The following is a 12,776-nucleotide window of genomic DNA, read 5'->3' as shown; positions in this document are numbered from 1 at the left end:
ACTGAAAAGCTTTAAAAGCAAAAGGGACATGAATTACAGAAGAAATAATGGAGGATGGGAAGCTATATTTTTTTCCTTAAAAATGACTGCTTAAGGGAACACAAAGATTATTTTAGCTTCTTCATCATCCAGTATGCGTCCATGTAAGACCCATCCGCAAACTTCATGTTATCCGGGAAGGTACAATACTTCTCAAATCCCAGTTTCTCATACAAATGAATGGCATCTTTGTTCTCTGCCATCACTTCCAGCTCCGCCTGCTCGTATCCGACATTTTTTGCAAGATCAAGAACAATCTGCAGCATCGCTTTTCCAATCCCGCATCCGCAGTATTCTTTGTATAAGGCAATGGCAATCTCGCATCTGTGGCTGTATCTCTTGTACGGAGCAATACTCATAAGAGAACAGTTCCCGATGTGCTTTCCATCTATTAACGCAATAAGCATAAGCTCCCGATCTGCATCTATCTTGTCCCGAATAAACTGTTCTTCTTTTGTCTTTGTTATGGTGATTTCTTCCGGCTCTCTGACGAGATAAGGCGTCTCGGCACTCGTTATCTTTAAATATTGGATCAGATCCTCCGCATCTTCCGGTCTCGCGTTTCTGAATAGAACGGACCTGCCAAGCTTATCTTTGATAGATTTTTCTTCAAATACCATTTTCATCCTCCAAAAAATATGGCGAAGGTCATTTTACAGCACTTAACAACTTTACCAACCGGTCCTGTATGCTTTCTTAATCACCTGTAATTCATACTTCACATTTTCTAATCCACCCATGGAACTTCTTCCTTTTTAATCTTATGACAGTATACAAATCAATCCTGTGGCACGCAAGGCTATTGCTCCAGCCAAATCAGGGAGATAAAAAACAGTCCCAGCTAAAAAAATCGATAAAACCGAAAAAATGCCTGCACGTTTCCGCGCAGGCATTTCACCTATTCTTGTCCTCTTAATGAGGCTGTAAAATCATAATAATAGAGTAATTTTCGGCAATATAGGTCTTAATGAGGGGTAGTCTGAGCCCGTCGGTACTTACTGAAAGCAAGTAAAGCGAAGCTTGAAGTTAGTACCGCTACGTGGCGAAGCTAGCGAGAGCGTGCCCCAAATTCAGACCTATATTGCTTAGAAAATTATTTTGATTTTATACAGCCGCGTTTTTTACAGTTCCTCCGGATGGCTCTTAAAATACTGACGGAAATGTTCTTTAACCTCTGTCATATCCGTTACCGCTTCCAGGGTTCCCACATAGTTCTGCTCTTTGTCTCGAACAGCCATATAGCGCACCAAGAATGGCTTGCCGCCTTTCTCCATCCAGATAGGAACTTCATCTTCCTTTCCTTCCCGGAAGTTTCCGATAATCATACGCACCATAGGTTCCACTTTGGGAGGATGACAGGAAAATACTTCCCGGTCAATGGCCATTTGCGGGCGTTTAAAAACCTTTGGCCCTTCATTAAAGAAACGATTGATATTGTCCTTATCCACGAAAGTAATCTCCACCGGAAGGGTATTTAACATGGCGATCAGATCATTTTTCTTTAAATGTCCACCGGGCATGATGATTTCTCCATCGCTTGCAGAAGGGGACTCTTCTCTATTTCCGGATTTCCCTTCCAGTGATTCTACTCTACGAAGCAGGTCCTCTAGCATTTTTCCGGCACCCTGAGGAAGTTCAGCATTATGAAAATCTCCGGAATGCTCCTCGGAAGTTTCTTTCCTACCTTCCTCTCTTTCTGCTTCTCCTGCTCCTTCAACCGCTCTCCACTTTTCCGGAGTATTGCCGTTTTCTTCCGCTTCCTTCCAAGATTCATTTTCAACGGAAAAACAAGCTTCATAGTCTTTGGAATCGAAGTAAATCTGTATCCACTCCTCTTTTTGAAATTGCAGGGCGCACATGGGGAAGAGAATATTTTCCTCCTTGTAAATCATCTCCTCCATACGGTTCCGTACAGCAAGATAATTCTTTAAGAAAAAGCTGTTTAGGATGCTTTCTGCAATCTCCGCTTTGCTTCTAATGTACTCTTCTTCCTCATCATCCAGATCCTCTCCGGTGTTCTTGAGCGCTCTCACGCCCTTGCTCTTCTCAGTAAGCTCTCTTTTCAGTTCTCCCAGAGTATCCCGAATCTCATCATCCACTGTCCACATGACTTGAGAAGGCCCGGAAATGTCGTATTTCACCTTTAAAAGCGGATAGAGAAGGTCTCCCTTCTTCGCATAGTGCACGGTAAAGGAACGGAGTTTTGCAAGCTCCTCAGAAAATGCAGCCAGCAAAGATTCCCAATCCGGCGCCCCTTGTGCTTCTTCTACTCCTTCTGCGCCTTGTACTCCTTTTGATTTTTCTGCTATTTCTGCTTTATTTTTTCCGCCGGCTTTTCCGGAAAGACTTTCTACCAAGCTTTCCCATCTTGCCTGCGTGCTTTCTAAATACTGCCCAAGAGCCTGATTTTCCTTGGTAAATGTAGAAAGAGGATGTCCGGGAATCTGAATCAAGGCATCCGCCTCTTCACTTTTATTGATGTAGTTTTTTTCCTCTTTCCCTGCCTGATTCTTTAAAGAAGCCTGTACGGCTCTTTCCGCATTGGCAATCTTCTCTTCCCGACTATCTCCATGGAAAAGAGCCGAATGCACATCACATAGCTTCTGTACTTTAGAAAGAGGCATGCCAGACTCCATGAGACCCTGCTCCGCCCTCATGATTTCCGCAGGATCCACATCCTTAAAATCCCGTACAAAATCTGCACGAACAGATTCCAAATCCTCCCCCTCAGACAGACGATCCAAAAGAGAACGCAAGGCTTCAGCACGATCTACCGGGGCTTTCGCTGTTTGAGCTGTCTCTGTTGCCTGAACTGTCTGAGATACATCAGCTGCATCAGCAGGAAATGGCTTCCCTCCATCCGTAATCTCAAATCCTTTTTCCCGGAATGCACGAACAATCTCCTCCATAGGAATCTTCTTCATCTGAGACCCCTTCTTCAGGTTCATAATTCGACCTACAGAAGCCAGCATGGCAGGATTCTTTATTTCTGTGAACCCTAATTCAACCATGATGTCGGCAACTTCCGGATACTCCTTTACAAGGGATGCTACACTTTTATCCAAATCCAAAATCTTATCCATTTTCTTCTCCTTCCAATTCCACTTATTTCTTCTGACAATCTATGAGGCAGGTTTGCTTTTTGAACCTGCCGGATAGAATCAGTTCAATTTTTACGATATGAGTCTGCTGTATATACTATATTTCTTGTTAGTATATTCTAATTATCTTTATAAAATAAAATACATTTGTTGCATATGCAACAAATAGAATAATATCTTATATCTTCAACTGAAGCTGATCTCATTGGTAAACAATAGATAACAATTGATAATAAAAGTAAAGACAGAAATTTTTTGCAACATTCAAACTATCCATTCCAAGAAAATTTCTGTCTTTCACATGATCCGAAAACTATTTCACTACCGATACCTGCTCCGGAGTAAATTCAATCTTAAGAATCATTCCCATTCCTTTTGCCAAGCGCTGAAGTGTCCTAATGGATGGATTGGCACTACCACGTTCTAGTTTGCTAATATCTCCTTGTGCAATACCGGTTATCTCTGCAAGCTCTTTTTGCGTCATGCCAGATTTCTTTCTGGCATCAATCATAGACTGAATAACTGTATGTTCAGGTTGAAGAGCTTCATATTCTTTTCTAATTTCAGGATCCTGAAGTTGTTCCTGAAGAAAATCATCAAACTTTCTACTCATTGTACGATTCCTTTCTATCCGTATAATCTACCCGATATTTTTTGCTTTCTCAATTTCATTTCGAGGAGTCTTTTGTGTCTTTTTAATGAAACCATTTGTAAGAATGATATGTTGATCCACGTAAAAGAACTACATAATCCTTGAAATATTATTTCCCAATTTTATTCGCAATTCAAAGATACCATTCTCTAGAGCTTTTAAATAAGGTTCACGCAATTGGTACCCGTTGTCTTGTAAAAGTTGTATCATATCAAGGGTTTTAGCAAAATTTTTTCTCCTGTGAAAGAATAAATTCCCTCGCCAGTTGAATCTCATTGAGAGGAGAGTGATGACTTTATAGCTTCCTTGCATAATCAAACAACTCCCTTAAAAAATCTTTCTGCCTTTTTCTTCAAAACGTCTTCGACCGCCTTTGCTCTGCTGAAATACATACAAATGCTCGACATTTCCTCTTTCCCCCAGACCGAATACCCTATTTGCAATATGCTTTGTATTCATTGGATTAGTAGTGGCATATATATTTACCAATACTTTCCCTTTTAACCCTCTAACACATTTAATGATTTCCTCGATATACTTTTGACTAAAGTGTCGAGAGTTGTCTGCGCCGTTGTTTCTGCTGATTTTGATTGTCTTATATCCTTGTTTTGATTTTGGTATCTGCCGTTCATCAATAGCATATGTGTCTTCCAAGACAATATTGATTAAGTTGGTTGACTCCTCCTGATTCAGTACCGAAACTGTACTGTCTGATTCATTCTCAACAACAGGATATTCTGTTTCATCCAGTGGGTATTCTGGAAAAGTAGCTCTTATTACCAACTTAAACTGCGTAGGAATTGGAACAAGCACTAAATCACAACTCTTGATGCCGAGGATTTTTGAGCAGAACCAATACCATGCATAGCTGTGGTCGTGATAAACACGCTTACGATTCATAACGAATCCCTGATTAAACTTCCTTATCGCTAAAAGAAGGGCAATAAAAAGTATTACAGAGGCGACAGGTCTGCCCGTTCTAATTGCGACTTGCCAAAAAAAGTCATCAGGAGAAATGGGATGGCTATTCAGATACTTCCTAAATATCTCCTGTAAATCAACAACCCATGGTACAAATATCACAACAATCAGAGCTATTACCTCTAGTATTTGTCTCTCATTACTTGAAATCTTTTCATACAGTATTTTCATCTTATAGCATTCTCTCTTTTATATAGATTCCGTCCATATCTTTCTCACATTCATAAACTTCCTGGATTTCTCCAGTCAGAATATCCCCAACCCAAAGCCGCCATTCATCGGTGCCAGCAATGATAAAAAAGATATATTGGCATCCTGTCTTGTCTAAACGCATGGTTTCATCCCAATCATTCCAATCAATATTTGAAGGTACCGGAATCTTTTGTGGATGTGTGTGCCACACACCCATATAATAACTCTTATGACGTCTGGCCTTTTTCAAAAATAGTTGGTGGCGTGGATCTCGTATGTCAAATCTTACGCGATTCTTTATATCCATTAGGTAGGGATGTGATACCGCTTCTAAAGAAACATTCCCCGTATGTTCATGCTGGTATCCTACTATATATCCGCCACTTTCTGGCTTATAGCCATCGTCCTGTATCCATTTTCGTATCTCATCCATTACAGGACTTAGAACGTCAACTACCTTTCCATTAGGAAGATCAATTTTTACACATTTGTTATTTGCCCGTATCTCCACAGCAATTGCACTCCTCCATCGGAAATATTGTGTCAGAAATAGCGATTTTTTCTTCCGATATATCTATAAGAGTATTCGCTATCATCTTATGTCCGTTATAATCTCGTATTACATCCAACAAGGCTGCTGTTGTTCTAAGAAGAATGGCTGTTCCATATGCAGCCCTTGTACCTCCGCAGCCGTTGCGAATTATACCGTTTTCTGTAGCTGAAGTTGAATTTTTCCTGGCTCTATTATTGACGTATTCTCCGTTAGAATCTGTATACAGGCATTCAAAACACCCTGGTTTTCGATAATCAACAAACAGAATATGACTATTAGTTCCGCCCTCTTCAAGCCAAACAAATATCGCCGGTATGGGGCAGTTTGCTTTTTTTAATACCCTGTTCAGTTTTAACTGCTCATCGCTACTTCCAATAGTAAATATGATCAAATCTTTATCACTGATTTCTTCCATCAGAGAATCCACATTTATGTTAGTCTCGCATGCTTCTATTGTGATTTCAGGATGAAGTAACTTTAGCAAAATTTGAACAGTTGATGCTTTGTTTGTGCCCTTGCCAATGCCGCCATATGCCCATCGTAGAACATTTTCTTCTTCGATTTTGTCGCCATCATATATCTTCAAATTTTTAGCGCCATTCTTTACAAGCTCAAACGAAATATAGCTCCCTAAAGAACCGGCTCCAATAACCAATACTCTCTTCTTCAGTAACCCTATGTCATTCCCTATCTGCTCACACAAAAAGGCGTAATCCTTTCGCTCCGTATTAAGCAGCTCAAGCGAAACAATATCCGAGAGTAGTTTCTCCAGCAATGTGTGACTCTTGCCATTTCTACACTTCACTTTCAGAGAAAACAAAACATTCGATTGATCCGTTTTCATTCCGAAAACAAGAATAAAATCTTGTGTTTTTGGAATTATTCTTTTTATCGCCTGAAAAGTGTCGTCACTGATATGTTCGATTTGTTTTCCATAAACGATATTTTGTACTTCAGAGGCTGTCCATTGATACCCCCTGTGAGGGGGAAGAATACTACGGCAATCTACTATTGGGATATAAAACACATCATTTTCGACGTGGTGAATCCATTTCCTCCCAGACTTATCTCTGTCATCTATATCAGTAAGAGCTAACCCTCGTTGTATAAGACGGACTTTTTTTGCGCCATAGAACGCATCCATTTCCGCAAAATGCGCAGATTGATCTAAATACACGGAGAACTTCTGATCTCCGGTAGTCTCGCTATTCCAGTAGTACATAAATTCCTTCTGAAATTCTCTCTCCTTGTCCGCTGAAGACATAGAAAGCAACTCAATCAATCTATCAATACAATCAAATATTTTGTCCTCATACGAGACGATCGAATTCACTATACTGTTTTGTTCAAAAAGACATACCCACCTGTATGTCCCATTTGGAAGGCCTTTTCCATCAGTAATAGTGTTTTCCCGAAGCATGATATGAGGAAAATCCAGGAGATTATCATTGTATAAATATACAGTAGCCCTTGAGGAAGGGTCATTTACTTCGGGGGCAAAGAATAGGAACTGTTTCTCAAACAAAGTAAAGAAAAGCACGCCTTCAAGAATTTGCTCCCCTATCGCAATCTCTTCATATGATTCTAAAATTTCTTTTACCGTCATATCCTATCCTATCCAAAACTGTGTTCTCGTTTGTTCTGTGCCGCTGCTGCAACCGCTTCTTTCGCCGGCACGATAAAGTCATCCCCCAGAACTTTCTGAACATACTCACCGGCATCATGAGCAGACTCAACATTCACAGCGTTTGTGAGATTATCAACCGCCTTTGACAACCTATTGTAAAAGGTTGTCAAAGGCGAAATGCTACTGTCCTTCATCTTCTTGAAAACATCCGTATACGGTGCAACTGGAAGATCCACTGAAATAGTTCGCACAAGGTTTCCGTTAGCGTCATATGTATAGGTGAATCTGCCTAAAATTCCCTTCATAGTCTTTTGCAACGAAAGAAGGTCGTCGTCTCCTTCACTTGTTGATTGTGAAGAGAAACTGTCACAGGCAAGCAGGGTTAAACCGATACTCGGTGGCACTTCATGGTCACTGATTGAACCGGAGTACTTTTCATTACGCCATTTTTTTATAAAGCATATAATTCGGCGGAGCTGATCATTTCCATTGATTTTCCCACATAGATAATCATTTAAACCGTCCGGATCAGCTATCTCCCAAGAGTATTCGTTCCCGTACTCTTTTCCTCGCGCAAGATACACCGAATATCCATCCTCTGCGTAAAGAGGAAGATCAATATGAAGCCATTCTTCGCCGTTTTCGTAATACGATGCTCTAACGCATGGTTCCTTTATTGATACTGTCCTCGAAGAAATATTAATGGAATCTCTCAAATAGCCTTTGATTTTCCGAGGATCTGAATTATCAGAAGTACTTAACGGAATCATTACAGCTACGTCACGATCTACCACATCATCTTTAATCGTTGTGTTGTATTTATAGCTACCCTGATCAATCATTCGAATATCACTTTTCGTGATGCTAATACCATGATTTCCAAGTATTCCCGGAAGCTTTGATTTGATGTCATCCTTCAGTACTTCACTTTTGTCTTTTAATGCATGTGACTCACTGTCAATTCTGATATCTTTGTAGAAGTCTGAAAACTCTTTCTTTAACTTCATACAGTTCCTCCTTTACTCCACTCCCAGTGCTTTATACACTGCATCTTCGGCGTTGCTATAGAAAATCAGGTTAAAGCATCCCACCAGCTCCGCCGGCACTGTCCCAAGATCACCTGCAGACGTTATCGGTAGCAATACCTTCTTCGCGCCGGAATCTAGGCAAACCTGCAGTGCATTTGCAAGCTCATCTACCTTAATTATCGTGCCGCTGATGCTGATCTCACCTAATACCGCCAGACTGCTTACAGTCGGCTTTCCAAGGGCGATGGAACTCAGGACGATAAGAGTAGGCAGTGCCAGCTTTCCAGTCATACCGATGCCCTGCAGATCCTGATAATTTACGATGTAGTCTTTCGTGGTCGTGCTGATGGCTCCGCTGATCCTGTTTCCATTCGCTTTCAGATAGCTGAAGGCAGTATTGGAAGCTTCCCTGCATTCTCTGTCGGAGCCGAGACCAGTTCTGTCAAACTTTCCGTTACCGGGGAGCATCTGGCTCTCCAGGCGGAATACACCAATCATGCCAGACTTGCCGCGAGAAACCGTATACACCTGACCGGGATTGCACATGCCTTCCGGGATCAGTTTGCCGCCACCTTGCTCCGGAACACTGACATAATGCTCTTCAAAGCTTTCATTGTCGATGTAGGAGAAATTCACATCATAGAATTCCATACCACCCAGCTTTTTCAGCTGCTCCTTGACGCGGCGGCGCATCTCCAGCGCAAGCGTCAGGACTTCTTCCACTTCTTCTTTGCCGAACTGACCGTCCGGATAGAGCAGCTTTAGATATCCATCCACCATCCTGCGAACAGCAATGGTGTCGCGCTGGTTCAGGTTCTTACCAAGACGGAAATACTTATCCAGCGAATCTCCGTATTGTTCTTTCCGCAGTTCACGGATAAACTCAGCCAGGTAATCCGTAATAAAGCCATAATCGTCCGTGAAATGCTCCGGCCGGAATTTCGGAATCTCCCAGCCTGGTAGGTAGCAGTGCATACGATCAAGGAAAGCCGTATCTGTACCCATTTCAGGTGGAAACGGGTCAAACAGGCTGGTTGTCTTCAAAAGCACATCCACACTCTGGTTGATATTGCCCACAAAAACCATAGAAGCAGATGCCGCCTTCTCCTCTTTGCCACGGGCAAAGGAGCCGGATGCCATATAATCCTTCATGATTTGCACGCCGTCTTTATCTTTAAAGCGGATACCGGCAACCTCATCAAAGGCAACGCAATCCCAAAGTCCTACCAGACCAACGGTCTTTCTGCCCATGTTGTAGAACAGATTGGCAACGGTCGTCTGTCCGCCAGACACCAATATGCTGTTCGGCGAAATCTCCTTATACAGGTGAGACTTACCTGTGCTGCGGGGTCCAAGTTCACAGAAGTTAAAGTTGTTTTCAATCAGCGGCAACATACGGGTGAGAAGAAGCCACTTTTCCCGGTATTCCAGTTCATCTGGCTCCATGCCGATGGAGCGCAGCAACACGTCAATCCATTCATCTTTGCTAAACGCTTTGCGCCCTGACTTTAATTCATCGATGTCCACATGGGGCATCTGGATCGGCGTCAGCTTGCGGATGTGAATCGGCGTCCTATTGCGTTCTTCCTCGACAAACTCATAATCCAGCTGCACGATGCACCAGATTCCGCCGCAGAGCAAGCGGTCGTATTTGGTCGGATAGTCCTCATCAATGGGGATGCCCGTTAATCCAAGGTTTGAAAAGGTAGCAAGATAGCAGTCGTGCTTAATATCCAGATTGACCGTGATCATGTCGATCACAGTATGGCTGCCGCACTGGCGCAGCAGGGAGAGGATTTTCTGTGCTTCATCCGGACGCACGAAATTGTCTGCCAGAATCCGCTTGACGTTATCCACGCCCTGCTCGATCACCTCCGGATCATCTGAACTGCAATACTGACCGAGAAGGAACTCCAGCACATAGACTGGTACATTCGCGCCTTCTTTGATCTTTTTTGTTAAATCCTTGCGGACGATCTTCCCATCGAAGTTCTGGCGTAGCTTACTCTTGATAACCTCTCGTCTGTCATCCGTAATCGAAAATTCTGACATATTCCCTTACCGGCCTTTCCTTCTATCAGATGCTGAAGCCAAAATCATCGGCAAACGCCAGATCCATGATCACAGGGTGACGGAATGCCTCGATGCCTGTCGCATCATCGTAAACGACAAGGTGATACTGCTTGTTCTTGTCGTATTTCTTATTCTTGAATGTGAACCGCATCCGGAAGATTCGTTTCTGCGGATCGGCATCACGGCTGTCTGCGATGTAGGTGTTCTCATTGGAAATTTTCTCATTATCCTCCGAGATAAAGTACATCTTATAGGTTGTCTTCTTGACCGTATCGCTGACCGCATCCGACTGGATGAAATCCATGGTGGTAATCAGGTTCGTGATTTTCTGCACGATACTCACCAATGCGATCTGCGCGGGACGGGTCTCCATATGTCCCTTTTCCATCCGGATGGTCAGAACGGGAACCAGCATTTCCTGCGGGGAGGAACCACCATGGACAAAGTTCTGTCCGCCCCCGGCCACCTTGAATACATTGCTGTTAACGGGGAAGGAGACCATCTTCTGATCATCGTTTCCGAGGATCCGCCCCATGGACATGTTATGAACACCTTCATCGACCACAGGCTCCTGTGCCACGATGAACCGGCGGTTGACGAACGCCTTCTTGTCATTGATCCCGCCGATCTTGTCGCTTTCGGAAAGCTTGTCGCGCTTGTATATAAAGCCATGGTCAGAAGTGACGATAAAGTGCGTGGTATTGGCGTTTCCAGTGAGCTTTCGAATCAGATCCATGATCTCCGTGATTGCCTCTTCACAGGCGACAAACACCTCATCCTCGGTATTGGCCTTGTCTCCACGGGCATCGATCTGATTATGATACACATACACGACCTGCTTCCCGGTGAAGATGTCCCGCAGATCGTTTTTCTTCAGACCTTTGATATCATCAAACTGCACGCAGCAGCTGTCCTTCTGATGTGCTTGCAGAACCGTCTGGCGACCGGCCAGGTCATTGCAGAGCACACCATCTGCCAGCACACGGAAATCGTCCTCCATAGTGAGAGTTCGGTGCGGCAGAAGCGCCGCCATCCCCAACCTTGTATAGGACGGCAGCACGGAGAGCTGCGCTTCCAGCTTCGCCGTGCATTTCGGGTCATCGCTCATACGGCGGTACAATTCCTGCCCCACCTCATAACGCATGGCATCGGAGATAATAACCACCGTACGTTCTTTGGTATTACGAAGATTTCCGCTATAGAAATTCCGCTGAAGGGGGATCTCCTGCAAAGCCTGTTCTTCCTGAATGCCCTCATTCCATTTGGGCATAATGGTCGCCAGGAACTCGTTGGTGTAGATGTTCTCCACCAGGGTACGTAGCCCTTCAAACGCGCCGGTGTCCTCCAAGGCGTCAAAACTGCTATAGAATTTCCGATATTCCTGATCGATCTTATAGTCTTCCTTCAGATACTGGCTGATAATATTCTTAAAGCCATCCGGGCAGGAATAGTTCGCAGCAGCAATCAGGTCATAGGCACTGTGAAGCAGGCTGTATGTTTTTTCTGTCCGTTTGACAAAATGCATCTTGCTCCGCTTCTCGCAGATTTCCGGAATAGAAAGCCTGTCCAGCTTTGCACCGGTATCTTCAGCGGAAAGACGCTCAACAATCCACTTTACGAGTATCTGATCAGCTGCGATAAACGCATCCACATCCACAAGTGCTTCCGGCTGTATGGAGGAAAAGGCTGCCATCACATTCAAGCCATCGGATACATGCTTGGAGAGCGCATCAAAGCGGTCTCCATACAGAACGCTGTTCATCAGATTATTCAGGAAAGCGATGATGTTGCCGGACTTATACGAACCAAAGCTCTTCCAGCTCTGTGGAACATCACATCCCAACTGTCGCGCGGTTGCTGTCACAAACATGGTGACCATGAGCTTTTCCAGTGTCGGCTTCACATCCGTATAGCCAAACTGCTGCTCGCAAAGCTTCCAGAAGGAATCCAGCAGGTCGTACTTCTCGATCTCGGCAAGGAACTTATTATCTTCCAGCTCACCGTCCGTGATCATAACCCGCAGCACCTCTTCAAAAGAGCAGGTACGTGTCTTACAGATAGCGCTGAGAAGGCCGACAAGGATGTTCTCCTCGTTAAAGTTCTCAATTTCCAGATCATAGAAGCGCTGGGTGCGCTCTTTATTGGCAAAGAACTTGATGTGTTTCTCGATGATCGGCTTATATTTCTCTTCAATGCCCAAATCCACGGACAGGAGGGAGGTACGGTCGGCAAAAAACCGCTTGGAGTACAGCATAGTGTCCTCCAGGTGGTTTTCACTCACATCCGGCTTTGGAAACGGCGCATAGATCAGGTAATTTGTGGTGGTATCTTCTCGCTCCAGAAAGCGCTTGGTCTGGAACTGATTATGCGGCTTCAAAATATATACCTTCGCATTTTCCAGTTCCACACCAGCGATATCTTCCTCAAACTCGGCTTTATCGTCATACCAGAAGACCAGCTTACGGGTATCGCCCGTAAACTCAGCTTTCAGCCGGTCTATAATTTGTTTTAGGTTTAATTCAGCCATAAC

At 43.7% G+C, this 12,776-nt stretch carries 9 protein-coding genes and 1 pseudogene; all 10 read right to left on the bottom strand.

Annotated features, from left to right (window positions below):
• Positions 1-107: 107 nt before the first annotated feature.
• Complete coding sequence (locus RDQ32_RS04310; RefSeq protein ID WP_308579241.1) at positions 108-659, bottom strand: GNAT family N-acetyltransferase; 552 nt, start codon at positions 657-659, stop codon at positions 108-110.
• 501 nt (positions 660-1,160) lie between these two features.
• The gene (locus RDQ32_RS04305; protein WP_308579240.1) at positions 1,161-3,122 is read right to left on the bottom strand and encodes a DUF438 domain-containing protein; all 1,962 of its coding nucleotides are present in this window, start codon (positions 3,120-3,122) and stop codon (positions 1,161-1,163) included.
• A 331-nt stretch (positions 3,123-3,453) separates the two neighbouring features.
• Positions 3,454-3,753 (bottom strand): helix-turn-helix domain-containing protein, encoded by a 300-nt coding sequence (locus RDQ32_RS04300; protein WP_308579239.1) that lies wholly within the window; start codon positions 3,751-3,753, stop codon positions 3,454-3,456.
• Positions 3,746-4,063: pseudogene (locus tag RDQ32_RS04295) on the bottom strand (type II toxin-antitoxin system RelE/ParE family toxin). Before RDQ32_RS04295 ends, RDQ32_RS04300 begins: the two are co-directional and overlap by 8 nt.
• A 56-nt stretch (positions 4,064-4,119) precedes the next feature.
• Positions 4,120-4,944: a hypothetical protein gene (locus RDQ32_RS04290; RefSeq protein WP_308579238.1), complete on the bottom strand. Its 825-nt coding sequence runs from the start codon at positions 4,942-4,944 to the stop codon at positions 4,120-4,122.
• A gap of 1 nt (position 4,945) precedes the next feature.
• Positions 4,946-5,476: a Mov34/MPN/PAD-1 family protein gene (locus RDQ32_RS04285; protein WP_308579237.1), complete on the bottom strand. Its 531-nt coding sequence runs from the start codon at positions 5,474-5,476 to the stop codon at positions 4,946-4,948.
• Positions 5,457-7,124: a ThiF family adenylyltransferase gene (locus tag RDQ32_RS04280; RefSeq protein ID WP_308579236.1), complete on the bottom strand. Its 1,668-nt coding sequence runs from the start codon at positions 7,122-7,124 to the stop codon at positions 5,457-5,459. Before RDQ32_RS04280 ends, RDQ32_RS04285 begins: the two co-directional genes overlap by 20 nt.
• 8 nt (positions 7,125-7,132) lie before the next feature.
• The gene (locus RDQ32_RS04275; RefSeq protein ID WP_308579235.1) at positions 7,133-8,152 is read right to left on the bottom strand and encodes a cyclic GMP-AMP synthase DncV-like nucleotidyltransferase; all 1,020 of its coding nucleotides are present in this window, start codon (positions 8,150-8,152) and stop codon (positions 7,133-7,135) included.
• Positions 8,153-8,164: 12 nt separating this feature from the next.
• Positions 8,165-10,225 (bottom strand): protease Lon-related BREX system protein BrxL, encoded by a 2,061-nt coding sequence (gene brxL / locus RDQ32_RS04270; RefSeq protein ID WP_308579234.1) that lies wholly within the window; start codon positions 10,223-10,225, stop codon positions 8,165-8,167.
• A 25-nt stretch (positions 10,226-10,250) separates the two neighbouring features.
• Positions 10,251-12,773 carry a BREX-1 system phosphatase PglZ type A gene (pglZ, locus tag RDQ32_RS04265; RefSeq protein ID WP_308579233.1) on the bottom strand — a complete coding sequence of 841 codons (2,523 nt, stop codon included), beginning with the start codon at positions 12,771-12,773 and terminating at the stop codon, positions 10,251-10,253.
• Between the last annotated feature and the right edge of the window lie 3 nt (positions 12,774-12,776).

Source organism: uncultured Oribacterium sp., from assembly GCF_902481605.1.
GTDB lineage: Bacteria > Bacillota > Clostridia > Lachnospirales > Lachnospiraceae > Oribacterium > Oribacterium sinus.
The sequence above is the reverse complement of the archived record's forward strand: the minus strand, read 5'-3'. Positions and strand labels throughout refer to the sequence as shown.

What these genes read in the sequence shown, in the direction of transcription:
- RDQ32_RS04310 (WP_308579241.1), bottom strand. Translation starts at nt 659, where the DNA reads ATGGTATTTGAAGAAAAATCTATCAAAGATAAGCTTGGCAGGTCCGTT.
- RDQ32_RS04305 (WP_308579240.1), bottom strand. Translation starts at nt 3,122, where the DNA reads ATGGATAAGATTTTGGATTTGGATAAAAGTGTAGCATCCCTTGTAAAG.
- RDQ32_RS04300 (WP_308579239.1), bottom strand. Translation starts at nt 3,753, where the DNA reads ATGAGTAGAAAGTTTGATGATTTTCTTCAGGAACAACTTCAGGATCCT.
- RDQ32_RS04290 (WP_308579238.1), bottom strand. Translation starts at nt 4,944, where the DNA reads ATGAAAATACTGTATGAAAAGATTTCAAGTAATGAGAGACAAATACTA.
- RDQ32_RS04280 (WP_308579236.1), bottom strand. Translation starts at nt 7,124, where the DNA reads ATGACGGTAAAAGAAATTTTAGAATCATATGAAGAGATTGCGATAGGG.
- RDQ32_RS04275 (WP_308579235.1), bottom strand. Translation starts at nt 8,152, where the DNA reads ATGAAGTTAAAGAAAGAGTTTTCAGACTTCTACAAAGATATCAGAATT.
- brxL (WP_308579234.1), bottom strand. Translation starts at nt 10,225, where the DNA reads ATGTCAGAATTTTCGATTACGGATGACAGACGAGAGGTTATCAAGAGT.
- pglZ (WP_308579233.1), bottom strand. Translation starts at nt 12,773, where the DNA reads ATGGCTGAATTAAACCTAAAACAAATTATAGACCGGCTGAAAGCTGAG.